The organism is Rhizobacter fulvus (genome assembly GCF_964020785.1).
On the sequence record NZ_OZ224516.1, the window covers coordinates 5,044,172 to 5,067,529 of the forward strand.

Here is a 23,358-nt window from a genome sequence, read left to right on the forward strand (position 1 = left end):
CGCTCGAAGTGCCGCTCAGGACCCTAGGCGTTAAGCCTAAGGGTCTGCTCTGGTCAGTCTTGGAGTCGTCACCCTCCCCGCTTCCCCATCAGCAACTGCGAAGGTTCGGGCACGTCTTGGGGCGACTTGTCAGGAATCCAGAAGCGCTGGCATTGCTTAATGCCTCGCCGCAAATCCTCGACCAGCGCAGGATTAAGCGACTGTTCACGCTTATTGAAGACGTTGTCGCCGCTGAGTACGAGGGCAGCACTCGATACACAACTTCGCTTAGCGCTAGATACATCTTCCAGTTGTTTCCCCTGCCGCTTGGCGACGGCCATGGCGTGAAGTCCTGCGGATTCAAAACCCGCTTTCAGGCGCCCCTGCGCAATCGGGGACGCCACCATACGCGCGTTGGTGAAACAGAGGAAGCGACGGCACCCCTTCGGTCTATCGAATTCGACACGCTTCAGTCACTGAAGGCAAACACCAACGCGAAGCTGGTTGAGCGAAAGGCACCCATTCTTCAACTGTGTCTTGAAGTGCTCGAATCGCACGAGCAGGTGGTCGCGCAGCTACGCCTTGCACAGGAATCTGGCCTAGACGGCCTCCCCGCCCCAATGCGGCGGCGTCTGCTCGCCGGCTTCGCACCAGAGCGCAAGCCGTTCCTCGGCCTCGGTCAACAAGCCAAACTCCAGGTCGCGCTTTTTCTCTGGGGAATCACGGGTTCTCTCGCGGTCGCCAAGCCATACGAGGACATCGCATCGAGTTCCAGATTGCGACATAAGAAGTGGCGAAATTCGAGGACCGTTTGGCTGAGCGATGTACCGCTACCGAACTCTCTGGCGCTTGGCGAAGACTTTGAAGCCAGGAGGGAGGTTTTGTTGTCGCACATCTGCCCAACGCGAAAAGTTGCCTTCATTTGCTTGGTAAGCCTCATGGCAGAGACGGGGCTGAACAAGCAGACCTTGAAGGGCACAAAATTCAGAGACATAGAGCCGCTAAGTCAGGGCTACCGGCTTCGCGGGGTCAAGCTTAAGACGGACCAGATACAGACTCGCGACGTGTTCAGCTCAGTTCCGGAACTGGGGGATGACAATGGTTTCACCGTGGTGAGCCCCTTGGCGGTGAAAGCGCTCAAAGTCCTTCTCAACGCCAGCGCTGAATCTCCAACTGACCCACAAATCCCTGAGCGGACCCCATTGTTTCGCGTCCTTCGCCTTCGACTCAAGGGCGGCTCTAATCAATTCAAACTCCTCATTGAAAGCCAAGTCCACAGCAAACTTCGTCGGGACAATTCACTTTGGTCCTTCCAGCTTCGCTCCTTAAGAAACCTAGCCCTTCAAATCCACTACACATCGCCGTCAGGAGACGTATTCTCCACGGCTGCCTTAGCCGGCCACGGCAGCATAGACGTTACCGCGCAGTACTTGGAAGAGACCATCATCTCCTGGATGCATGAGTCGAACATCAACAAGTTCATGAAGATGCTCGGCGCAACCATTCTCTGGGTCGTCGGACGAGAGGCGAAGGTCGAGGAGCACGAGCTCAAGGAACACGTCAGCAAGCGACTCCTCTTCCCTTTAACGGGAATGGCGCCGCAACCGAGGTCGTCAGCAGTAGACGACTGGATTTCGTCTACGGGAACCACCTCCCTGACCATTGGGATTGACGAGATTCACCATACCGCCTTTCAACACAATTTCTACAAGCGGAACCTGAGAGACCTCGCGCACGCGAATCCGACTGCGTTCGTAAAGCATCATTTGCCCAGAGCGGTGGTCTGCGAGGCCTTGCGTCAACTCATTCTTGCGAGCCCACACAAAGGTTTGCTACGGGCGTTTGAGGAAGCAATTCATGAGACACACACAGGCGAATAAGGGACTCATAGCGTCCAAGAATGCAACGCGTCTTTCGCTTGTGTCAGACAGGCAAAAGGGGTCCGCAGCGCTGAAATCGTGGCGCGACCGCATCCTGGAAGACCGGTCAGACCGGCTGACTATCGACGTTCGGCATTCCCAGGCGCTCGCCTCACGACTTAAGACTTTTGATTTCTCCGAAATCCTGCTGGCGGGCGGCAACGGAAACGGCGTGTATTCTGGACAAGTCCTTCGACTTCACAACTTTCCTCACTTAGTCGCTCCGCTTCGAACTGCGCTTCTCAGGACCGTTGAAAGTCACCACGACGGACGGCTAGACATCAACCTGCCAACCGTAGCCAACGCTTGCCTTCGGATTTTCAGCTGGATGCTCCAGGAGGGCTATTACAAGCTGCGGCAAGTACCGCATTCGGCGGTAGCTTCGCTTGTCGCCACCCTCCAGAGGTCAACGTGGTCGGCTGTGCTGAATCATCGAAGGACGTTCGCGCGTGTGTATCTGGCCGCGCGGAAAGACCCTGCCATCGCAGCCCGCCTTCGGTCAACGAGCAAGACCGCGTGCGGTCACATCAATCTGTCGCAGCTTCAGCAGATGACGGGACTCGTGCTGGACGGCGCCAGCGTACCAAGGTCCTTCAGGCGCCGCATTGCACTCCTGACGGGCCAACCCTCGAACCCAGCACATGGAAGTTTCGCAGGAGTGAAGCCCGGCGCTTCGCTAAAGAGCGTGACTGAAGCCCTCAACCTATTGGCTTTGAGTGACGGGGAACACGACGGCTTTTCGTTCATCCCCTTCCCTGTCACCATCCGACCGACTAGCAACAGAGGTCAGACAGACAACCTCCAACTCTCGGATGCGGTAAAGCTCTTCAAGTACTCTCTGGAATGGGTTTATGACCGAGGCCCAGTATTGCTTTCCGTACTTGAACGAGCAAGGCAGCTATGCGAGGACTTCCAGCCTGACGCACACAGCCACGATGAGGCAAGAAGGAGAGTCCACGCAGCGACCAAGGCCTACGTCAGAGAACTGGCGCCGCATCACAGCTGGATAGAACCAGACAACTTCAATCTCGGCAAGGGAAACTCAATACTAAAATGGATGCACAAGACTTTCATCTCGTGCGCGAGTTTAATTGGCATTAATCATGGTCGCCGAGTGAACGAGGTGGTTGGACAAGGCTTGCCTTTCGGCATGCACTTCGGCTGTCTAACCTCAGTTGCAGGGTCGTTAAATGACTTCAGACTCGAAATCTATTGTGAGAAGGGGTACCGAGAGTACCGCACTTTTCCAGCCAACGTTATTGTTCACGACGTCGTAGACCTGCTAGAGCGCATTTCGAATACCTTAAGACCGCTTGGAACACCCGAAAAGTCCACGGCAGCGACCAGGGAAGAGGCTAGGAGAGACAAACTTTTCGTGCTGAAAAGCCTTGCTGGGCTCAATTTCGGTATTGAGTCACACGACTTTGGGTTCCGAAATTACTTGCATGAGTATCTCGGAGAGGCGGGCGTCGAACCGACACTGTTCGACGATACGCAGTGGCCGTTTCGCCGCACCTTCTGCTTGATTTACGTAAATCGGTTCGATTGCGCCGAAATCGTTGCCTTGAGCAAGCAGATGGGGCACCTGTGGCTGAGCTCAACAATCCCATATCAGCGCGACGAGGTTGAGCGCCAGCCGGGGACATCGGCCCCAGAAATTTTTGGCAGAAGCGACGTTGACCTCAATGAGATTCTTGACGCCCTGAAACCCGCGCAATTTCAGTACCTTCTCGACAAGGTGCAGGCGATGTATAGCGGCGAAAAATTTGGCGGCATGTTTCCCTATCTTGTTCACCGCCTCACCAAAGCATTGAGCAGGAATGCGAGCTTCTCATCCGCCAACACAATTCGAAAGGTACATACGGTTGTGGAGTTGCTTCACAAGCATGGCTATCGCGTCAACCCTATGAAGCACACCTCATGCATGGCAGAAGGCCCTGGCGCTACCGCTCGACTAGCTAAGTGCTACGCAGAGGGAAGTCTGCATCACGAGAATGCGTCCCACGAAAGGTGCGCTGGTTGCATTCATTCTCTCAAATCATCCCCACACGTTGATGACCTAGCCAAGGAGGCGAAGTCGGCACGGGAGCTGGCGTGCGCTGCGACGACTCCGGACTTTCTCCGCCCTCGCTATCAATCAGCGAGCGCCGGACTCGCCAAAGTAATGGAGCTGGAAGCGCGTATTGCTACCGACAACCAACGAGCCTTGGCCGAACTGCTCGAAGGGTGGAACGCAAAGGTGTCGTGCCATGTCCGGTAAGGAACACATCTCGGCGCGTGGCAAGAACCGAGTTAGAGAGGCCGTCGACCTAAAACTAAAGGTGCTAGCTAGTTGGGCGCGCTACGGCTTACCTTGGCAAATCACGCCTTCAGGAGATGTAGTCCGCGACACTGACGGCGAACCGGTTCTAATTCAGTTTCCAGTCGACATCAAGTCGTTCGCATTCTGGGGTGGCAGTGCCAAGCTCTTCGAAGGAAAGACCTATGCCGAAATAGAACTAACGAAGGTCTCGCGCTCGACCCTCAATCAACCGGCCTACGACACCATCAGGGCGTCGATTGCGTCGATGTTGCAGGTCGTAAAAGACAAGGCGCTATCCCAAGTGGAGAGAGCGAACAAGAGTTCAGTCATCGAACACTTGAAAGACGAACTTAGGCGAACAAACTGCATTCTGGACCAGCAAGAACAGGATGTCGTGCGACTTCGACGGGAAGCAGACGCTGCCCGAATTGAATTGGGTAAGGAGAAGTCGCTGAGGCAGAGAAATGAGGACGAGTTGCGACAGCAAATATCCAAACTTGAAGCGAGAACCGCGGAACTGACGGCGACGATAAGCAAGCTTGCTCCGCTCAAGAGGCGTAGTTGATATGACGCAGGAAAGGCACTTCGATTCTGAGATTTCTCTACATTGGGTTCGCCTAGAGAAGGAGCGTGTTCCCTCGCTGAGAGACTCCGGTGGAAGGCTTCTGTATCCTTTCAACGAGTACCTCGACACGCTCAGTAGCATCCTTCATGAGAAGGAGACTCCCGCGAGGACTATCAAGTCTCAACTGGACGCGGCAACCTATGCTTTGAAGTCATTCGCTCAATTCCTAGCAAGTCGCAAGAAGGACTTGAGTGAAGTCGATGACGATACTATCGTTGCCTACCGTAAGCATGCTTTTAAGCAAGTCAAAGCCAGCCACATTTCTCGCGACGACGACCTCGCCGCGAGGCGGACGGTCAACGTCAAGCTGAAGGAGATTTACAAGTTCCTTTCCGAGTGCCAGAGGGCGTATCGCCTTGACCCCACGACGATTGGTTTTTCGGACTGCCGCGTTTGCTCGACTCTTCCATTGAAGCTGGAAGGCGCGGCCCGGGGCGCCGGACTCGAGGAGGGACAGCTCTACCCTAAGTGCTTCGAGCGCATCGGAAACAAGAGCGCCGGCGACACGCGCCAATACTGGGCCACCGACAAGGATGTTGACGCGCTGGAAGACTACTTCTGGGGCCGGAATCGCGAGACGCACACCGCACTGCGAAACATTCTCATGATGCGCTTGGGCGAGCAACTTGCGTGGCGCATCTCCTCCATAAATTCACTCGAGGTCTCGCAGTTTTCAGAGGAGGAACTGCACAGGCAGCGGGAAAACGATGCCTTCACCGTCGCGCCACCGTTTCAGAAGCGTGGCTACACAGACAGCTTTACTGTGCGCTGGGAGCTTGCAAGAGAAGTTGCACGCTTCATCAGTGAGGAAAGAGCCGGGCATCTTCGGAAGTTAGGTTGTACCGAGCGAGTCGCGGGGAGACGGGTCTTTCTGTCCACGCGAGGGACTCCGCTCACCGACCACTACGCCATCGAACTTCTCGCCGACGCGTTCAAGGCAATTGCACCTGGCCGGAACACAAAAGGACGGGGGTCTCACAGCCTGCGCCGCAGAAGCGCTAAGGAACGGATGCGAGACGAGATTTCGTTTCGACGCGCTCAGGGGCTGTCAATGGCACAGGAAGACGTAGAGCGTGCGGTGCAGCCGTTTTTGGGTCACAGCAGTGTACTGTCCCAACGCGCATATTCTCAAGCGATTACGGAGTTGAGGACTTCTTCGCAATTGGAGAGGCTTCAGAAGCACTTGCTCCAAAGACAAATTGCTAACGACAGCCTTCGGATGACATTGAAGGAGCGCGACGAACGTATTGCTGAACTAGAGGCTCAAGTGAATGGCACAGATAGGAAGACGAAAGGTAAGACCCGCACCAAGCGCACCATTACGAGTCGCTCTTGAACGGACTACTTTCATCCATGCCCTCGACGTACTCGTCGACGGCTTGCGTCTCGCGACGAAGAAAATCCTCGATGGCTGTAGCGAATCGCTCGTCCGCCACCCAATGAGCTGAGAAGGTCTTAGTTGGGAGCAGCCCTCTTGACATCTTGTGTTCGCCCTGTGCTCCGCCCTCGAATGTCTCTAGCCCGTGTTCGATGCAGAACTTGATGGACTGCAAGTAGCACGTCTCGAAGTGAAGTCCTCGAGCGAACTCTGTGCTGCCCCAATAGCGGCCGTACAACACTTTTCCGCCGAGAATGTTTAGCGCGCAGGCAACAGGCGACTCATCCCTCATCGCAAGGATGAGAACAAGGTCAGCACTCCTTGAGCGATGCAGTTCCAAGAAGAAGTCAAACGAAAGGTATGGCGTTGACCAATGCTCTCTGTACGTATGCAAATAACACGCGTAGAAAAACTTCAAATGCTCAAGGGCGATGTTCTCATGCGAGAGCCATCGAAACTGAATTCCCGCTGCGGCGACGTACTTGCTGTCCTGACGAATTTTCTTGCGCTTGTCGTGGGTAAGCCGCACTAGAAAATCATCCAGCGTGGCGTAGCCGTCGTTGCTCCAGTGGAACTGGACTCCCTCCCTAATCAAGAAGCCGGCTTCTACCAACGCTTGCTTGTCTTCCTCTTCGACGAACAGTGCGTGTACCGATGACGCAGAGCACGACTGGACCAGCGCAACGAGAGCGTTTGCAAGCAGCTTTTTTGTGCCCAAATCGGCTGCAAGAAGTCTGGGCCCCTGGACGGGAGTAAATGGAACCGCCACCACGAGCTTTGGGTAGTACTCCAGTCCGTGACGCTCAAATGCCTGCGCCCACCCCTGGTCAAAAACGAACTCACCTCGAGAGTGCGTCTTGATATAGACCGCGGCGACTCCATTCAAGCGTCCCCCTCGTTCCACAAGCAAATACTGTGGTGTCCAGCCCGTAGCCGGCGAGGCACAGCCGGAGGTCTCAAGAAGCTTCAAAAAATCATAGCCAACGAAAGGGTTGGGTCCAGCCAGCGCTTGCCACGCGTCGCGGCTCACGTCTGAAAGCGTATCTACGACTCGAACTGTTGCCTGCATCCTCGTTGACCTCCGTCCCGCCCGACTCTACAGGCCCGACGAGGGTCAAGTGGGAGCCGGGCCTTTCGAATCACCGCGGTGCACGTAAGCGTCCTCAAGTGGGCTCTTGGACGGGTGAAACTCAGCGCAGATGTTCAGGTTGACATGTGGGGCGCAGCTCCACAAACGCTCTGCTAGAAGTCCTCTCGCATCTCACGCGTTGAATTCCGTCCAGTGCTCCAAGGCTGTCTCCGATGAACCCCTGTATCGAAATCGGTCGGTCGCTTCAACTCGACAGTCACCCTTCCTCCGCCTTACGGCCGAGATGCTCGGGCGCGTCGGAGTCCAAAAGGGGTTGCCACTCGCATGTTGGAACCGCAGGGGCTGCGAACTAAAGAGGCAGTAGCGCAAGCAGCGACATGCACATCCCGCTGGAGCTGAATCTCTCGAACGCGTCTGGTTGACGGACGACAAGGGCGTGATACTGGCCGCTGGACCAGCTTCACTACTCACATGCTGCTCGTCAGGCGTAGTACTTAAAATTGTGCTTCCACTTTTCGGGTGGCAGTCCAGGGTTCGCCAGCAAGATTTCACCAACTCGGTCCGAGTACTTTACCGTGATGGGCCGCCCTTCGCCTAACTGGCACGAGTTGTAGTTTAGTTTCGTCAGGCCGAGGATGTCTTTGGCGACTTGAAGAATGTCGCCTTCACCGTGCTGAATCGTGATGGCCAATGGAACCGGTACCTCGAACCCATCGTACGTCGCAATCCTCGGCTTGAATCCATTGGTGTACAGCAGTCCATGCCGAGCCGTGCGCTTCCAGAAGACACCTCGCTGGACCGGATGTTGCCCACGTTTTGCCACGTTAGGGTGGTCGTCATAGCGGTACAAGCGCTGGCCTCCTCTGTCTTGACGGACCCGTATGGCCACGAGTTTGACGCCCGGCGGGCAAGCGCGAAGAAAGCCTTGGTACTCCTCAAGGTCGATACCGGAATGCCCGTGCAGGAAAATTTCCTTCAGAGGGCGCCCGTCCTCCTGCCTATAGGTTTCGATGGTCCCACGCAACAGCGCCTCAGCCTTTTCGGGGGGAAGGTGGAATTCGCCGGTCTCTCTGGAGTACCACGGTCCAAACTCGCCGACGAAGACGACGCCATCACCACTATCGAGGAACATTTGGGCGGCACAGCAGGCCTTTCGACCATCACCGGTCAGCTTGTAAGCGAGCCCTACATAGCAAACGCCCTCGCGCGCCCAAGGCGTCTTCCACGGTTTGGCGCCGCACTTGTAGAAGACAGCAGTTCCGAAGTTCCATAACCGGTCGGAGAGGGGATTCGTACCCGGTTCACCGTTGCGCACCTGTGGTGTGATTCGCAACGTGGACTCTTTGATGATTTGCACCGGAAGCTCGTGACCCATCATCCGCCCCTTGAGCTGACGGCGAAAATCTGAAGACAGGCCGCGTGCTTCTTCGAATGCGTCCATTTCTTCGAGCGCCGCTGCAACGGATGGGTCCCCTTCATCAAACATGCGCGACTGTCCGGATTTGCGGTCGTCTATGGCCTGATTAAGAAACTTGACCTCGACCTTGGTTCGTGCATCGTCGCTTCGCTTGGCGCGTGCAACCGACGAGTTCGGTCGACAGTTCTCGTAGACCTCGTCGGGCACGACACAGATGGCAAGCGCGGGACGCGCGTCTAGCTTGGTCAATCGCTCCACTTGCTCCACGTAGAGATTCGCAACCGCAAAGGCACGGTCGTGCTTGTCGGCTTTACGTGACGCCTCCGAGAGCTGCATCGTATCGACCGCGCAACTCCGAACTGGGCTAGGCCAACGTGCACCAAAAGCAACATCAAAACCAGGAAACGGCGGCCAAGCGCGATGACGTCCTGGGTCAACGCACGCTGCCGGCGCATTCATGGCCGCGCACCACTCTGCCCAGAGCGCGATGCCCTGCGATGTGCCCATAACGATGTTGTCCGGCAGCTGAGACCGTGGCTCGGCAGGGCCGAATAGAGCGAGGCCGTCGTGCGGGTCCTCGGCCGTCTGTCCATGACCGAACTCGAGCAGCGGCTCGCCGAGGAAGTGGAAGGTGTCAGTCATTTGACGGCCCCTTGGCCAACAGTCGGATTTGCTTCATCGTCGTCTTCCGCTTCGTCATCTCGAGTACGGCAGTTCGCAATTTCCTCGCCTAGGTCGGACATGCCGGACAGCGCGAGAACGTCCAGCCCAACCGGACACTCCCATCTAAGAGGGGTGGCTTCCATCACCACGGCTCGGTTTCCTTCGCCAACTTGAATACGGCCGTCCGCAGTTTGGAGGGCTTGAACGACGCCGAGCAGCCGAGCGAGCCACTCCTTGTTCCACCAGCTCCTCGTGACAATTTTCCGACGACGACCAATCTCCTTTAGCTCGAATACCTGCCCTTCGATGGTCGTAGTCCGCACGTAGATGTTGACCACAACGTTCCACGTGCCATCGAAGTCGCGCTGGGGGCGGAAGCGTGGCGCGAGCTGATAAAGAAACGGTGACGCGTGGTCCCCCCACCCTTTGGTTCGCTCCCCCGTCAGTTGCACTGTCGTCGAGCGTCCATCGACGTGTTGAATAGCCTGATTCCACTCGCCCGTCTCGCGCGCAGCGAAATGAAGGACTTGTCTGTCCTTGCAATACCTCAGCCCCTTCTCCGCACAGACAACCTCGAGACTACGCCAGGCAAGCTCTTTAGCGAGGTCAAACGTTTTCTTGCCGTCCTTGTGCGAGACATCAGCCCAAAGAAACTCCGGCGTCCGGTCCGCCTTCTTGGAAGGGACGACGCCGTGCTGTGGGGGTGTGAAGGCGACGAGCCGATATGCGCTCAGCTCTACAAACGCCCAACGCCTTCGAAGCTCCAAGACTTCCGTCTCCGTGAGCGAACGACGGAGGTCGTAAATGAGCATGGTCGGTGGCAACCGCAGGGGGAACACGTTTGCAAAGACAGGCTCTGGCTTTGCTACGGTAACTCGGGTCGGCAGATAGTCCCTGAGTGCAATTTGCCTGCCGCGCTCCGGGTCGAGCTCTGGCTTAACGCCTAGCGCACCAAGCCGCTCAAGCACTTGCTGCAGGCCGAGGGTCCACGAGACCGTGAAGGCTGCCGGTGAGATGGTCTTGACCCTTGATGGCAATCGGGACTCCTGCCCCGTAGTTGAACTGCAAGGGAGTACGAAGTCGCTCTTTGCGGCAGCGATTGAGCAACGCTCGATGAACAACTGGTCCGAGACACTTGCTGCAGAGATGATGGGGAGATACTGGATGGCGCGAACCTCCAGGAGCTTGCGCACGCTGTCGTCCGGGCTCTCGCCAGCGAGTGGTGCAGTCCCACGGCACCAGGTCCGAAAGCCTTGAAGCGACAGGCGACGAGAGAGCCAGGTTGCCAGGGCGTGGTCGCTGTCAATGTGGTCGATGAGAATGGTGTCCTTACTCTCCGACAGCGATTGGCCCCCACGCTGTGGAAAGAACGGCGGCGTGAAGATGCTGGGGTGCTGCGCGATAAGGTGGCGCTGCGGGCCCACCAGGTGCACCCGAAGCCGCTCCAGGTCGTAGAGCTCAAGAGTCCAACCGAACGTCCTCGACACCAACTGGTGCGCGAAGTCCTTGTCCGTCGCGCTCAACACCTCCGTGCAGACAAACACGAAGGCGTCAGGGTTGTGCCTCATCTCTCGTACGCGGCAGCAATCCTTGTCGAGCTTGATGCGCCAGTCTGAACGGACTGTGTAGGCGAAAACGGTTCGACGGCCGGCATCATCACTTCTGATGATGGCGTCGCGCCCCTTATCGCCGGTTCCGCCTAGCGGCTCAATCCCAGGATATCCAGCACCGGCAAGAAGAGCCGAACAGAGCCGTTCGAAGTCTCTGTAGTCAGAAACCCGTTCGAGGCAGTACAAGATAGGGTCAGCGGACATGCGGCGAGCATAAGCGGTGCGCTCTGTATCGTCCAAACAACGGACGACGCGTGGTGCGCTCCCAGCTCATTGAAGTCAGTCCCACCGTTCCACCGGCGTGTATGGAGCCGATTAGCAGGGCATACCACCACGGGCGGCCTTGGGCGTGGCCGTCACCACAGGCGATGCGTTCGCTCGCAACTGTCGAAGTTCTGATGCGCTTCAACCAGGCTACGTCATCGCAACGCGGCAGAAGGTTCTCGCGTCTTCGCACCGTTCGACGGGTTCGTCGTCTTCCCCACCCGAATGCCTAATGGCCACGAAATGGTTCTATCTGGCCAAGCAGAGTAACCGGCCGATAAGGCCCGACAACGATGGCTGACCGTGACGCCCTGCAATTGACCGCGTGCAGCCTCCGTAACAGTCGCCTTGCCTTTGACCATCTCGTAGGACCTTGTCGCCAACCTTGAGGCCCGCGAGCATTTTCTTGTCGGCAATGTCGAAGCCCATCATCACTGCCGGCATTGCTAGGTTTGGAATGTCTCCGTGTCGCAGCGCGATGAGCCCCGGACCGCGTCGAGCCTGCGGACCTATCCGTTGACGAGCGGCATCGCCGCGACGGTAGAGGCTGCCGTCGAGGCCTTCATCGGCATCTGCATGGACTCAGCCATCGCAAGGTTTGCGGTGGTGACAAGCAATGCGACGGTGAACGTTGCGAGTGTTCTCACAAGTGGTCGTTCAGGCCTTGGATGGGTCGGAAATTGGCAGCGCGACTGGCCCGGCAGCAGGCGCGTGCCGCTTGCCGCGCCGGCGGTGCAGCAGGTACCAGGCGGCGGGTACAACCAGCATGCTGAGCAGTGGCGCGGTCACCATGCCACCGACCATGGGCGCGGCGATTCGGGTCATGACTTCGGAGGCTGTGCCGGTTGCGAGCAGGATGGGCAGCAAGCCGGCCAGGACCACGGCGACGGTCATGGCCTTCGGGCGGACACGCAGGACGGCTCCCTCGCGGATGGCTGAAAGCAAGGTTTCGTCGTTGTCAGGCTCGCCTGCGGCAAGGCGGCGGGCTAGCGCGTTCTTCAGGTAGATGAGCATGACGACGCCGAACTCGGCGGCCACTCCCGCCAGCGCGATGAAACCGACGGCCGTCGCAACGGAAATGGAGTGCCCCAGCGCCCAGATAAGCCAGAAGCCTCCGACCAGCGAGAACGGGACTGCGGCCATCACGAGCGCCGCGTCGCCGAACGAGCGGAACAGCAGAAAGAGCAGCACGAAGATGACCGCGAGCGTCACCGGCACCACCAGCTTCAGGCGTTCTGTCGCGCGCTCGAGATATTCGAACTGGCCGGACCAAGACACCGCATACCCAGCAGGCATCGCCACCTGTTTGGCCACGGCCGCTTGCATGTCGTTCACAACGGAGCGCAGGTCCCGGTCTCGCACGTCGACGTAGACCCAGCCCGAGAGCCGTGCGTTCTCGCTGCGAAGCATGGGCGGACCGTCTTCGATTGACAATCGCGCCACGTCCTGCAGCAGCACGGTAGCGCCCTTCCCGGTCACGAATGGCAGTTGACGCAACCGCTCCAACGAGTCACGGATTTCGCGCGGGTAGCGAACGTTGATGGGATATCGTTCACGGCCCTGAATTATCTCGCCGACGTTGTCGCCGCCAATGGCTGTGGAGACCACCGCCTGCACGTCCGCGATGGACAAGCCATACCGCGCCGCGGCCAACCGGTCCACGTCGACGTCGATGTACCGGCCGCCCGTCAGGCGCTCGGCGAGCGCGGACGTGACGCCGGGCACGCGCTTGACCGCCGCCTCAATCTGCGTGGTCAGCCTGTCGATGGTCATCAGGTCGGCGCCGGCGACCTTGATGCCGACGGGACTCTTGATGCCGGTGGCCAGCATGTCGATGCGATTGCGGATGGGCGGCACCCAGATGTTGGACAGGCCCGGCACCTTGACGACGCGGTCCAGTTCTTCGATGAGCTTGTCCGGTGTCATGCCCGGCCGCCACTGTGCGCGGGGCTTGAACTGGATGGTGGTCTCGAACATCTCCAGCGGTGCCGGGTCAGTCGCGGTGTCGGCCCGCCCGGCCTTGCCGAAGACGCGTTCGACCTCCGGCACCGTCTTGATGAGGCGGTCGGTCTGCTGGAGCAACTGCGATGCCTTGGATGCCGACAGCCCTGAGAGCGCCGACGGCATGTACAGCAAGTCCCCTTCGTCCAGCGTCGGCAGGAACTCGCCACCGAGACGCATCACCGGGACGGCCGTCAGCACCAGCAGCGCCGCAGCGACCACGAGCGTCGCCTTCGGAAAGCGCAGCACTATGTCAAGGGCGGGCCGGTAGACGGCGATGAGGAAGCGGTTCACGGGGTTGGACGCTTCGTGCGGGATGCGACCAGGGATGAAGTAGCCCATCAGCACCGGCACGAGCGTGACCGACAGCCCTGCGGCGGCCGCCATCGCGTAGGTCTTCGTGAACGCCAGCGGCGAGAACAGCCGACCCTCCTGAGCCTCCAGCGCGAACACAGGAACAAACGACAGGGCGATGACCAGCAAGGAGAAGAAGAGCGCAGGTCCCACTTCGACGCACGACTCGACGACCAGCGACCATCGTTCGGTGGGTGATGGCGCGCGGCCGTGCTGCCCCTCGAAAGTCTCGATGTGCTTGGCCATGTTCTCGACCATGACCACGGACGCATCGGTCATCGCCCCGATGGCGACGGCAATGCCACCGAGCGATAGCGCGTTCGCGCTGACCCCCTGCCAATGCATGACCACGAAGGCAGCCAGCACCCCGACCGGCAGTGCAACGACCGCCACCAGCGCCGACCGCAGGTGAAAGAGGAAGATGGCGCACACGAGGGCGACGACGATGAACTCCTCGACCAGCTTGGAGCGCAGGTTGTCGACCGCGCGGTCGATGAGCTTGGAGCGGTCATAGGTCTCCACCACTTCCACTCCTGGCGGCAGGCTGGGCTTGAGCGCGGTGAGCTTCGCCTTCACCGCTTCGATGGTCGTGCGAGCGTTCTTGCCGGAGCGCATCACGACGACGCCGCCTGCCACCTCACCGTCGCCATCGAGTTCGGCGATGCCACGGCGCATCTCCGGTCCGATTTGGACCGTTGCGACCTCACGCAGCAGCACCGGCGTTGAAGCCGACACCGACAGGGGAATGGCACGGAAGTCGTCCAGCGACTTCAGGAAGCCGCGCGAGCGAACCATGTACTCGGCTTCCGCCAACTCGACCACCGAGCCACCCGAGGCCTGGTTGGCGTTCTTCAGCGCCTCCATGACCATAGCCTGGGTCACCCCGAGTCCACGCATGCGGTCCGGGTCCAGCACGACCTGGTACTGCCTGACCATGCCGCCGATGCTGGCCACTTCCGCCACGTCGGGTACGGTCTTGAGCTCGAATTTCAGGAACCAGTCGTTCAACGCGCGGAGCTGTCCGAGGTCGTTCTTGCCGGTCCGGTCGACCAGCGCGTATTCGTACACCCACCCCACGCCACTGGCATCGGGACCCAACGTCGCCGTCGCACCGAGCGGAAGCTTGCTCTGGACCTGGTTGAGGTACTCCACCACGCGCGACCTGGCCCAGTACGCATCGGTTCTGTCGTCAAAAATGACGTAGACGAACGAGTCGCCGAAGAAGGAGTAACCACGAACCGTCTTTGCTCCGGGCACGCCCAGCATCGTTGTCGTCAAGGGGTAGGTGACCAGGTCCTCGACCACCTGAGGCGGTTTGCCCGGGTAAGAGGTACGGACGATGACCTGCGTGTCCGACAGGTCCGGCAGGAAATCCACCGGCGTGTTTTTGACCGACCACAGCCCCGCCGCCACGAGGAAGGCTGTTGCCATCAACACGAGGAAGCGGTTGATGACCGACCAGCGGATGAGCGCGGCAATCACTTCGAGACCCCGACGCGTTGCACGGACACGAGCTCGTAGTCCATCGCCCCGCCCTTCTTGAACTCGAAGCGGACGGTGTCACCCGGCTTGATGTCAGCGAAAGCCTTCGCATTGGGCTTGCCGAAGCCCATCGTCATTGAAGGCCACTTGAGCGCCGCAATCGGTCCATGCGAAATGGTGAGGCCGTCGGGCTCGACGCTTTCGACCTTGCCCTCGCCGACGAAGACTGCCGTCCCTGCGACTGGCATTGACCCAGCCGAGGCAGGTGCAGCGGGCGCGGAGGCGTCGCTCATGCTTGTTGTCACCGAGCGCAGCCGCGCCTCGGAGTCGATGAGGAACTGGCCGCTGGCAACGACTCGCTCGCCTTCCGCCAGGCCCTGCGTGACCTCGATGTCGTCGCCAACCTCCTGACCAATCGCGACGTCGCGGCTCTCGAAGGAGCCGTTCTCTTTGCGCACCAGGACCACTGCTCGCTTGCCCGTGCGAATGACGGCTTCGGACGGCACAACCAACCGAGACGAACTCGGACCCGCCACCTGCAGGCGCAGCAGCATCCCAGGCGTGAGCTTCCCGCCCTTGTTGTCGACCTCGAAGCGCGCCTGCAGCGTGCGCGTGCTGGCGCTGACTTGGGGGAGGATTTCCTTGAGCGCGCCGTCGAACGTCTGCGAGGTATCGGCCTGCAGCACCGCCTTGACCTTCTGCCCTCGCGTTAGGCGAACAGCTTGTGCCTCCGGCACTTCGGCCACTGCCCACACTTTTTCCAGGCCCGCGATGCGAAACAGAGTCATGCCCGGAGAGACGGCCACGCCCTCGCGCACGCCCAACTCGGCGACGACCCCGCTGACTGGCGCGCTGAGCGTGAAGCGCGCCTGCGCGGTTCCGCTGACCTCGCTCTGGCGGACAAGCAACTCAGGAATGGACATCGCGCGCATCCGGTCTCGTGCGGCGGTGATGAGGTCCTGCGACACGCCGGCGCGCTTCAGCGCAATCAGCTCGTTCTGCGGGCCCAGCCACTCGGGCGCGAAGATGGTCGCCAGTGCCTGGCCCTTGCGGACCTGCTCCATGGGCGCGCGTACCGCCAGACGCTCCACGTAGCCAGCCACGCGCGTCTGCACCGCCACGTTGAGGCGTTCGTCGAACTGAACTGCGCCGACCGCGTCGAACGAAGACGACACCTCTGCCTTGCGGGCGGTTGCCGTTCGGATACCGAGATTCTGCTGCACGGTGGGACTGACCTTGACGCCGCCGTCGCCCGCGTCGCTGTCGGCATAGACCGGCACGAGCTGCATGTCCATGAACGGAGACTTGCCTGGCTTGTCGAACCGTTGGCCTGGAACCATGGGGTCGTGCCAGTAGAGGACCTTTCTGTCGGCGTTCGTCGGCGCCGCATTGGTCGGTTCAGCGCTGGGGCTCGTCCCGTGGCGTCCAACGTAGTAGCCACCCGCGCCGAGCAGCACACCGACTGCGACCAGGGTGAGGATGAGCGGGCTGCGGTTCATTGCGCATCTCCAAGAGCCAGCGGTTTGAATGCAAGCAGGGCTTGGGTCTTGGCCAATTCCCGTCGCAAGCCCAACAGCTTTCGTTGCGCCTCAACTTCCATGTGGCGCGCCTCGAAGAGCGCCATCAACGTTGACTGGTTGGAACGGTACGCAGCGAGCGCCGTCGCGGTGCGCTGCTGCCCCGGAACCACGACCGCGATTTGGTAGCGCTGCACCCGTTCGGCGAGGCGTTGGGCGTCACTAGCCAGGCTGCGGTATTCGCCTTGGGCCGCCCGCGTGACTTCCGTGAGATTGGCTTCGGTTTTGTCGACCAGCGCGAGCTTCGACGCGGTCTCGCGGTCCTGACGCTCCGCCGGCGACACCGGGAGTGGGATGCTGACGCCGAACGACACCATGTCGGAGTACCCTGTGCGCTGGCCGTAGGACACCTCCCAAGACCAGTTCGGCCTGCGCTCCATGCTCGCCACATTGGCTTGCTTTCGCGCGAGCTCGATATCGCGTTGTGCGGCTATCACGGTCGGGTGGCTGCTCACGTAGGTCTCTTCGGAGACGGTCACCAGTCCCTCGGGTGGCGCCAGTTCATCGACGCGAGTGCCGACCCAGCGTTCGAGCACCGCCCGTGCGGCACTTTGCAGCTGACGAACTTCTGCGCTTTCGTCTTCGGCCATGCCTCGTGCGCCCGTCGACGCCAACACGTCCTGACTGCTGCCGGCTGCGGAGGAAAGCCGCGCCTTGGCTGCCTCCAGCTCCTCGTGCACGTGGTGTTCCGACAGCGCCGTCAGTTTGAGCGTTTCGCCTGCGAAGAAGGCATCGACGTAGGCGAGCGCTGTTTGCAGCCGAACGTCGGCCGCGCTCGCCTGGACCGCGACGGATTCCCGACCTACCACGGCATCGGCAGCCGCCCGTCGAGCCGCGCGTTTCTCGGCCGAGACCCACTCCTGCCCGATGCCGATGCGCTTCATCGTCATGGAGTCCCGCGTGGTGCGGAGTCGGTCTGGCCCGGTGATGGGTAAGTTGTCGATGCCGACTCGCAGCATCGGGTCGGGGAGCTGACCCGCCGCGCGGGCCGCCTCCGAGGCGCTGGCGACGCCAGCGCGCGCCGACCGGGTGTTCTCTGAGCGTTGAACGGCCAGGTCGAGCGCCTGGGTGAGCGTGAGCGGTGCGGCTACGGCCAGGACCGGAAGCATTGCGACGGCCAGGACAACCGCGCGCAGGTGTGAGGTAGACATGAAAACTCCGAAGACAAATGGGCGGGTGCTGGCGAGCGGGCGAGCCGCACCAGCGCCGGGTCAGTCGACGGAGAGGTCAGACGCGGAGTCTGAGCGTGGAGAGGAAGAGCGGGTCCGGAGGTGGACGAGCCTCGGGTGCAGACGCGACGGGCAGCGCTTCGACCTCGAAGGCCTGAAGCACCCACGGCATCACAACGACCTGAACAATCATCGGCAGCGACGCAGCCGGCAGCTTGACGGCTTCGAAAGACTGGGCGGCACTCGCCGAGCGCTGATGGCAAAGGACGGGCTGCGCCTCGTCCATGCCCTCACAGGGTTGACCTGCCGCCATCATCTCGGCCATCGCTGCAGTCGCGCTCGCGCTCGCCTGCCCCGGGCACACGTAGTTCGCCAGCGCCAGCTGTGAGAACAGCAGCGAAAGCACCACGAAGAACGTGGTGGTCAGGCGATGGAAGGGTCGACGCAGCATGGGCATCACAAGTGTAGTCGCCCGTTTTATGCGTGGCTTACCGCGGCAATCCGCGCTCTACTTCGCGGCGGGCTCGATGGCGGTCACCGTGATGGCACCGTTGACTTTGTCAGCGGCGAACTTCACCTTGTCTCCCTCCTTCAGGGAGTCCAGAAGCTTCGGGTCCGCGACCTTGAACACCATCGTCATGGCGGGCATTTCCAGATTCGCGATGGGGCCGTGCCTCAGAGTCACCTTGCCCTGCTCCTTGTCGATTTTCCGGACCTCTCCGTCGGTCGTGGGCGCGCTCGCGGCCGTATGGTGTGCTGCATGGTCAACAGTCGCTGGGGCGGGCGGGGTTTGGGCGGTGACATTGAACGCAATGGTCAGGCCGAGTACTGCAATGATGTGAGTGGCTTTCATGGGGTGCTCCTTCAGGCTTTGGGGTAGGAAGCGAACACGGTTTCGAGTCCGCGCTTGTCGATGAGAAAAACGTTGTAGGGGTCCTGGCGGGTACCAACCTCCATGCCGGGAGACCCCGGCGGCATGCCAGGAACGGCAAGGCCAATTGCGACCGGTCTCGCAGACAGCAACTTCTTGACCTCGACCGCGGGGACGTGCCCCTCGAGCACATAGCCTGCGACCGTCGCGGTGTGGCAGCTTCCAAACTTGTCCGGCATGCCCAGACGCTTGCGTGCCGCGGTGGTGTCGGTGACGAGCGTGACCTTCACGTCGAACCCGGCCGCCCTCATGTGCTCCACCCATGCACCGCAGCATTCGCAATACGGGCTCTTAAAGACCTCGACCGGTGGCACCGCCGGCCGGGCCAGGGCGGGAAAGCTGGCGAAGGCCGTGCCAGCGACGGCCAGAGAGAGAAAGTCCCGGCGCTTCATTTGACGACCACCTTGCCGACCATGCCTGCCTCGAAGTGACCAGGCTGCAGGCACGCAAACTGGAATTCGCCGGGCTTGGTGAACTGCCAGACGATTTCCCCGGACTTGCCGGGCTTCACGTGAGCCATGTTGGCGTCCGCATGCTCCATCTCCGGAAACTTCTTCATCAGTTCGGCGTGCTCGGCAAGAGCCTTTTTGGTTCCCAAGACCATCTCATGCAGGACCTTGCCGTCGTTGTGTACGAGAAACCTCACGGTCTCGCCGCGCTTGATAGTCACGTTCGACGGCGTGAAGCGCATGGCGTCGGTCATGTCGACCTTGATGGTCTTGGCAACCTTCTTCGGATTGCCTTCCTGACCGAAGTCCGTGGCCTCGACCTTGCTGGCGTCGAACTTGTGGGCAGTAGCGTGTTGTTCGTCGCCGTGCGCGAACACGGCGCCGGTGGTCAGCGCCAGAACGGCGAAGGTCAATGCATTCAGGTGTTTCATGGGTGTCTCCTTCAATGGCCTTCATGGCCCGTGGGTTTGCGTACCTTCAACGTGTTGGCATCGGCTTTGGGCGCCCGAGCGCGGACGGCTTCAGGCATCTCGGCCGTGTACTCGCTGGCCAGCGTTCCGGCGGGGTGCTTGTAGGGGCCCGGGTCCTTGAAGTCACCGCGCTTGATGTCGTCGCGAACCTTGACGACACTGAACATCCCGCCCATGCCGACCGGACCGAAGGGTCCGGTGCCCGTCATCATCGGCAGCGTGTTGTCAGGGAGGGGCATCTCCATCTCGGCCATGTCGTGCATGCCCTTGTCGCCCATGACCATGTAGTCGGGCACCAGCTTGGAAATCTTCTTCGCGACGTCGCGATGGTCCACACCAATCATGGTCGGGACGTTGTGCCCCATCGCGTTCATCGTGTGATGCGACTTGTGGCAGTGGATGGCCCAGTCGCCCGCGAGCGCATCGAACTCGAACGCCCGCATCTGGCCGACCGCGATGTCGGTGGTGACCTCTGGCCAGCGCGCGCTCTTGGGCACCCAGCCCCCGTCGGTGCCCGTCACCTCGAAGTGCGGCCCGTGCATGTGGATGGGATGGTTGGTCATCGTCAGGTTGCCCACCCGGATGCGCACGCGCTCGCCCGTGCGCGCCACAAACGGGTCGATGCCCGGGAACGCGCGGCTGTTCCACGTCCACAGGTTGAAGTCGAGCATCGTGTTCACCTTCGGCGTCGCGCTACCGGGCTCGATGTCGTAGGCGTTGAGGATGAAGCCGAAGTCGCGGTCGACCTTGAACTGCTTCGGGTCCTTGGGGTGCACGATGAACAGCCCCATCATCCCCATCGCCATCTGCACCATTTCATCGGCGTGCGGGTGGTACATGAAGGTGCCAGAACGCTGCAGCACGAACTCGTACATGAAGGTCTTGCCGACCGCGATAGGAGGCTGAGTCAGACCGGTGACGCCATCCATGCCCGATGGCAACAAGACGCCATGCCAGTGCACGCTCGTGACCTCGGGCAGCTTGTTGGTCACGAAGATGCGGATGCGGTCGCCCTCCACGGCTTCGATGGTCGGGCCCGGACTTTGGCCGTTGTAGCCCCATAGATTGGCTTTCATGCCGGGGGCGATTTCGCGCACCACCGGCTCCGCCACCAGGTGGAACTCCTTGACGTTGTCCTTCATGCGCCACGGCAGCGACCAGCCGTTGAGTGTCACGATGGGCTGAAACGGTCGGCCGTTCGGCGGCGGTGGCGGAAGTTGCATCGCGGCGGACGACTGCATCACGGCCTCTGGAAGCAACGCTGCGCCGGCGCGGCTGACGGCGGCAGCGCCCAGCATGGTCGCGCCCGCTGCCTTGAAGAATGTTCTGCGATTTGTCATTGTTCTTCTCCTTCAGTGGGCCGGCTGTGCAGGGCTTGTCGCAGTGCTCGGTCCCATGGCCGGCGCCGGGCCTGACGAGCGGCCGGTGAGCGCGGTTTGCAGGTTGGTCTCGGCCACCCAGTAGTCACGCAGGGCCTCCACCGCGCCGGTGACGCTGGCAATCTGGTCCTTAGAGTCGGCTAACAGTTCGAACACGCTGGCCAACATGCCGTTGTAGCGAAGCACGTTCTCGTCCGAGATGCGCTTGCGCAGGGGCACGACTTCATCGCGGTAGTGCTTCGCCAGGTCGTACGCGGTTCGGTACGCCGAGTAGGACTCCCGCACTTCGGAGCGGGCGTTGATGGCGACCTGCGCCGTGCGGTTCACCGACTGCATGTACGTGGCTTCCGCGCGCGCGACGCGAGCAGAGCCGAAGTCGAACAGTGGCAACTCCAGTTCAATCTCGTAGCCGTTCTTGCGGGTCTCGCCGGTGTTGCTCCGGTTCTGATACCCCGCATGCAGCACGTTGATGAAGCGTGTCGTCTTCGTCAGTCCCAAGGACTTGGCCGTCGAGTCGGTCGCGCGCTTGGCCACCAGCACATCGAGGCGCTTGTCCATCGCAGTCTGCTCCGCGTCCTTGGGCTCGGCAGGAGCGGCTGGGAGGTCCGGCAGGCGTTCGGGCAGCTTGAACTCAAGCGGGTCCCCGCCGAGCGCCAGGACCCGGGTCAGGCGCTCGCGAGAAGAGACGGCCTGGTGCTGAGCGCGGGCCAGTTGCACGGTGGCGTCGGCATAAAACGATTGCTCGCGCATCTGCGCAAGCTTGTTGAAGTTGCCCGCCGCCGCCATGCGACGAGCCAGTTCATTGGATGCGTCAGCGGCTTCCTTGACCTGTGCGGAATAGGCGACGAGCTGTTGCGCGGTCACCGCCTCGAAGAACGCTTTGCGCGCCTCAGCGGCCACTCCCACGGTCTCGTGGGCGGCGTGCAGTTGGGTTTGCTCGAAGCGGCGCTGCTCGACTTGCTTGGCCAAGGGCATCGTGAGCAAGCCCAACACATCGAACAGCACCGCGCGGTCGATTTCCACGGCACCGCCGCCGGCGAGACGCCCGAAGCTGAATGACGGGTTCGCGAGGCGACCGGCCCGCACCAGGTCGGACTCGGCAATGCCCAGTTCGGCGTAGCTGGCCTGAAGGTCCTTGTTGTTCAGGAGCGCGATTTCAACCGCCGTGTCTGCGGTCAGGGGTTGCTTCAGCAACTCGGCAACGCGTGACTCGGCGGCGTCGGCCTGCTCGCCGGTGCGCTGGTAGGAAGGCGACTGGGCGATACGTTCCTTGGTCAGTTGCTCCACGGCGCTGAAGCCACCGTCTGGGGAGAACGACGCGCAGCCCGCCAGCACCAGGGAGGCCAGCGTCGCGGCGGTCAGGCGCATCATGGCTTGCCCCCTTGGGGATGCCCGCCGTGCATCGGCATGGGCTTCATGTGCTTCATCGGCATCGAGCCGCTGGGAGCGGAAGTCGCAGGCGCGGAGGCCGCGGCAGGCATCTTCATGCTCTTCATGCCGCCCATGTCGTGTCCAGCGTGGCCGGCCGCGCCGCCCGCCCCTCCGGAGACGAGCTCGTTCAACGCCCGCCAGTTGCCGAGAGGGGCGTCCTGGTACGGCTTGTAGTCGGCGAATGCCGATTGATAGGTCAGCTGCGCGGGCGCTTTAGGCGACCCGGTCTTGGTGTCTTGCGCCGATGCCAAGAGGGGCACGCACGCGGCAAGGGCAACGGCCCAGGCCAGTAGGTTGTTTTTCATTGTTCGAACTCATCTGTTGAAGCGCCGGCGCAAAGGCCACGGCGGATTCCTCGCGCGGTGGACGCACGAGCCCTGTTCGGCCTCTCGACGGAGGCCTGACTGGGTCAGATGGTTCGGGGAGGACGGTCCTGCCCGCCCGACTGAAACACCGGCAGCGGCGCTACGAGTTCGGGGAAGGCAACCCAAGAAATCACGCGGGGCCGCTCGAGCGAAGGCGCGGTGCCAAGCAGCGACACCATGCAGCAACCACTCGCGCAGAAATGACAGGTGGCCGGGTGCTCGCCCGAGGACGCCGTGTCCGCGGCTGCATCTGCGCCGGCGTGGTGGTGAGCGGACGACCCGTCCGTATGCGCTTCGTGGCTCGAGTGGTGCTCCATTGGCTGAGCACCGTGATGTCCGTGCGTGGCCACCACAGCCGTCTGGGTCGACCTCTCACCGTCCGGGCACAGCATGGCAGCCGCCATCGCGCCTCGAATGGGGAGCAGCAGGGTCAACAGGACCAGGATGAAGACACGGAATCGTTTCACGTCAGCAGATTATCGGGCAGGTGAGCTGTGCTCGTG

The 23,358-nt window shown here is 61.0% G+C and carries 20 protein-coding genes; 4 read left to right on the top strand and 16 right to left on the bottom strand.

Going from position 1 to position 23,358, the window contains the following annotated elements; all coding sequences use genetic code 11:
- Nucleotides 1–68 precede the first annotated feature (68 nt).
- Nucleotides 69–320: a hypothetical protein gene (locus ACWH49_RS23935; protein WP_448173708.1), complete on the bottom strand. Its 252-nt coding sequence runs from the start codon at nucleotides 318–320 to the stop codon at nucleotides 69–71.
- Here ACWH49_RS23935 and ACWH49_RS23940 point away from each other — a divergent pair.
- The 4 genes from ACWH49_RS23940 to ACWH49_RS23955 all read left to right on the top strand — a co-directional run bounded on the left by ACWH49_RS23940 (nucleotide 291) and on the right by ACWH49_RS23955 (nucleotide 6,161).
- Nucleotides 291–1,859 carry a hypothetical protein gene (locus tag ACWH49_RS23940; protein ID WP_448173709.1) on the top strand — a complete coding sequence of 523 codons (1,569 nt, stop codon included), beginning with the start codon at nucleotides 291–293 and terminating at the stop codon, nucleotides 1,857–1,859. The two genes, ACWH49_RS23935 and ACWH49_RS23940, sit on opposite strands and share 30 nt — an antisense overlap.
- A complete protein-coding gene (locus ACWH49_RS23945; RefSeq protein WP_448173710.1) occupies nucleotides 1,837–4,158 on the top strand; it encodes a hypothetical protein in 2,322 nt (773 codons plus the stop codon). The genes ACWH49_RS23940 and ACWH49_RS23945 overlap by 23 nt, the downstream gene beginning before the upstream one ends.
- A complete protein-coding gene (locus ACWH49_RS23950) occupies nucleotides 4,148–4,765 on the top strand; it encodes a hypothetical protein (protein ID WP_448173711.1) in 618 nt (205 codons plus the stop codon). Before ACWH49_RS23945 ends, ACWH49_RS23950 begins: the two co-directional genes overlap by 11 nt.
- A 247-nt stretch (nucleotides 4,766–5,012) precedes the next feature.
- Nucleotides 5,013–6,161, top strand: a complete 1,149-nt coding sequence (locus ACWH49_RS23955) for a hypothetical protein (RefSeq protein ID WP_448173712.1) — start codon at nucleotides 5,013–5,015, stop codon at nucleotides 6,159–6,161.
- Here the strand turns inward: ACWH49_RS23955 and ACWH49_RS23960 are convergent.
- The 15 genes from ACWH49_RS23960 to ACWH49_RS24030 all read right to left on the bottom strand — a co-directional run bounded on the left by ACWH49_RS23960 (nucleotide 6,145) and on the right by ACWH49_RS24030 (nucleotide 23,322).
- The gene (locus ACWH49_RS23960) at nucleotides 6,145–7,233 is read right to left on the bottom strand and encodes a GNAT family N-acetyltransferase (protein ID WP_448173713.1); all 1,089 of its coding nucleotides are present in this window, start codon (nucleotides 7,231–7,233) and stop codon (nucleotides 6,145–6,147) included. The genes ACWH49_RS23955 and ACWH49_RS23960 overlap by 17 nt on opposite strands.
- A 541-nt stretch (nucleotides 7,234–7,774) precedes the next feature.
- Entirely contained in the window at nucleotides 7,775–9,352 is a 1,578-nt protein-coding gene (locus ACWH49_RS23965) for a hypothetical protein (RefSeq protein ID WP_448173714.1), read from the bottom strand.
- Nucleotides 9,349–11,187, bottom strand: a complete 1,839-nt coding sequence (locus ACWH49_RS23970) for a restriction endonuclease (protein ID WP_448173715.1) — start codon at nucleotides 11,185–11,187, stop codon at nucleotides 9,349–9,351. The genes ACWH49_RS23965 and ACWH49_RS23970 overlap by 4 nt, the downstream gene beginning before the upstream one ends.
- A 309-nt stretch (nucleotides 11,188–11,496) precedes the next feature.
- Nucleotides 11,497–11,691 carry a hypothetical protein gene (locus ACWH49_RS23975; protein WP_448173716.1) on the bottom strand — a complete coding sequence of 65 codons (195 nt, stop codon included), beginning with the start codon at nucleotides 11,689–11,691 and terminating at the stop codon, nucleotides 11,497–11,499.
- Between the two features lie 213 nt (nucleotides 11,692–11,904).
- Complete coding sequence (locus ACWH49_RS23980) at nucleotides 11,905–15,084, bottom strand: efflux RND transporter permease subunit (RefSeq protein ID WP_448173717.1); 3,180 nt, start codon at nucleotides 15,082–15,084, stop codon at nucleotides 11,905–11,907.
- Nucleotides 15,081–16,583, bottom strand: coding sequence for an efflux RND transporter periplasmic adaptor subunit (locus ACWH49_RS23985; RefSeq protein ID WP_448173718.1), 1,503 nt, complete (start codon nucleotides 16,581–16,583; stop codon nucleotides 15,081–15,083). The genes ACWH49_RS23980 and ACWH49_RS23985 overlap by 4 nt, the downstream gene beginning before the upstream one ends.
- Nucleotides 16,580–17,812 (bottom strand): TolC family protein, encoded by a 1,233-nt coding sequence (locus ACWH49_RS23990; protein WP_448173719.1) that lies wholly within the window; start codon nucleotides 17,810–17,812, stop codon nucleotides 16,580–16,582. The genes ACWH49_RS23985 and ACWH49_RS23990 overlap by 4 nt, the downstream gene beginning before the upstream one ends.
- Nucleotides 17,813–17,888: 76 nt before the next feature.
- On the bottom strand, nucleotides 17,889–18,281 hold the full coding sequence (locus ACWH49_RS23995) for a hypothetical protein (protein WP_448173720.1): 393 nt from the start codon (nucleotides 18,279–18,281) through the stop codon (nucleotides 17,889–17,891).
- 57 nt (nucleotides 18,282–18,338) lie between these two features.
- Nucleotides 18,339–18,683 carry a copper-binding protein gene (locus ACWH49_RS24000; RefSeq protein WP_448173721.1) on the bottom strand — a complete coding sequence of 115 codons (345 nt, stop codon included), beginning with the start codon at nucleotides 18,681–18,683 and terminating at the stop codon, nucleotides 18,339–18,341.
- 11 nt (nucleotides 18,684–18,694) lie between these two features.
- The gene (locus ACWH49_RS24005; RefSeq protein ID WP_448173722.1) at nucleotides 18,695–19,153 is read right to left on the bottom strand and encodes a DUF411 domain-containing protein; all 459 of its coding nucleotides are present in this window, start codon (nucleotides 19,151–19,153) and stop codon (nucleotides 18,695–18,697) included.
- Nucleotides 19,150–19,641, bottom strand: coding sequence for a cupredoxin domain-containing protein (locus ACWH49_RS24010; protein WP_448173723.1), 492 nt, complete (start codon nucleotides 19,639–19,641; stop codon nucleotides 19,150–19,152). The genes ACWH49_RS24005 and ACWH49_RS24010 overlap by 4 nt, the downstream gene beginning before the upstream one ends.
- An 11-nt stretch (nucleotides 19,642–19,652) precedes the next feature.
- Nucleotides 19,653–21,020 carry a multicopper oxidase family protein gene (locus ACWH49_RS24015; protein ID WP_448173724.1) on the bottom strand — a complete coding sequence of 456 codons (1,368 nt, stop codon included), beginning with the start codon at nucleotides 21,018–21,020 and terminating at the stop codon, nucleotides 19,653–19,655.
- A gap of 12 nt (nucleotides 21,021–21,032) precedes the next feature.
- The gene (locus ACWH49_RS24020) at nucleotides 21,033–22,430 is read right to left on the bottom strand and encodes a TolC family protein (protein WP_448173725.1); all 1,398 of its coding nucleotides are present in this window, start codon (nucleotides 22,428–22,430) and stop codon (nucleotides 21,033–21,035) included.
- Nucleotides 22,427–22,795 carry a hypothetical protein gene (locus tag ACWH49_RS24025; RefSeq protein ID WP_448173726.1) on the bottom strand — a complete coding sequence of 123 codons (369 nt, stop codon included), beginning with the start codon at nucleotides 22,793–22,795 and terminating at the stop codon, nucleotides 22,427–22,429. The genes ACWH49_RS24020 and ACWH49_RS24025 overlap by 4 nt, the downstream gene beginning before the upstream one ends.
- Before the next feature lie 104 nt (nucleotides 22,796–22,899).
- Nucleotides 22,900–23,322, bottom strand: a complete 423-nt coding sequence (locus ACWH49_RS24030) for a hypothetical protein (protein ID WP_448173727.1) — start codon at nucleotides 23,320–23,322, stop codon at nucleotides 22,900–22,902.
- Nucleotides 23,323–23,358 lie beyond the last annotated feature (36 nt).

Excerpts from the sequence above, each read along its gene's own strand:
- ACWH49_RS24010 (WP_448173723.1), bottom strand. The coding sequence starts at position 19,641 with ATGAAACACCTGAATGCATTGACCTTCGCCGTTCTGGCGCTGACCACC.
- ACWH49_RS23990 (WP_448173719.1), bottom strand. The coding sequence starts at position 17,812 with ATGTCTACCTCACACCTGCGCGCGGTTGTCCTGGCCGTCGCAATGCTT.
- ACWH49_RS24000 (WP_448173721.1), bottom strand. The coding sequence starts at position 18,683 with ATGAAAGCCACTCACATCATTGCAGTACTCGGCCTGACCATTGCGTTC.
- ACWH49_RS23945 (WP_448173710.1), top strand. The coding sequence starts at position 1,837 with ATGAGACACACACAGGCGAATAAGGGACTCATAGCGTCCAAGAATGCA.
- ACWH49_RS23995 (WP_448173720.1), bottom strand. The coding sequence starts at position 18,281 with ATGCTGCGTCGACCCTTCCATCGCCTGACCACCACGTTCTTCGTGGTG.
- ACWH49_RS23985 (WP_448173718.1), bottom strand. The coding sequence starts at position 16,583 with ATGAACCGCAGCCCGCTCATCCTCACCCTGGTCGCAGTCGGTGTGCTG.
- ACWH49_RS23935 (WP_448173708.1), bottom strand. The coding sequence starts at position 320 with ATGGCCGTCGCCAAGCGGCAGGGGAAACAACTGGAAGATGTATCTAGC.
- ACWH49_RS24025 (WP_448173726.1), bottom strand. The coding sequence starts at position 22,795 with ATGAAAAACAACCTACTGGCCTGGGCCGTTGCCCTTGCCGCGTGCGTG.
- ACWH49_RS23965 (WP_448173714.1), bottom strand. The coding sequence starts at position 9,352 with ATGACTGACACCTTCCACTTCCTCGGCGAGCCGCTGCTCGAGTTCGGT.
- ACWH49_RS23975 (WP_448173716.1), bottom strand. The coding sequence starts at position 11,691 with ATGCCGGCAGTGATGATGGGCTTCGACATTGCCGACAAGAAAATGCTC.
- ACWH49_RS23950 (WP_448173711.1), top strand. The coding sequence starts at position 4,148 with ATGTCCGGTAAGGAACACATCTCGGCGCGTGGCAAGAACCGAGTTAGA.
- ACWH49_RS23970 (WP_448173715.1), bottom strand. The coding sequence starts at position 11,187 with ATGTCCGCTGACCCTATCTTGTACTGCCTCGAACGGGTTTCTGACTAC.
- ACWH49_RS24020 (WP_448173725.1), bottom strand. The coding sequence starts at position 22,430 with ATGATGCGCCTGACCGCCGCGACGCTGGCCTCCCTGGTGCTGGCGGGC.
- ACWH49_RS24005 (WP_448173722.1), bottom strand. The coding sequence starts at position 19,153 with ATGAAGCGCCGGGACTTTCTCTCTCTGGCCGTCGCTGGCACGGCCTTC.
- ACWH49_RS24015 (WP_448173724.1), bottom strand. The coding sequence starts at position 21,020 with ATGACAAATCGCAGAACATTCTTCAAGGCAGCGGGCGCGACCATGCTG.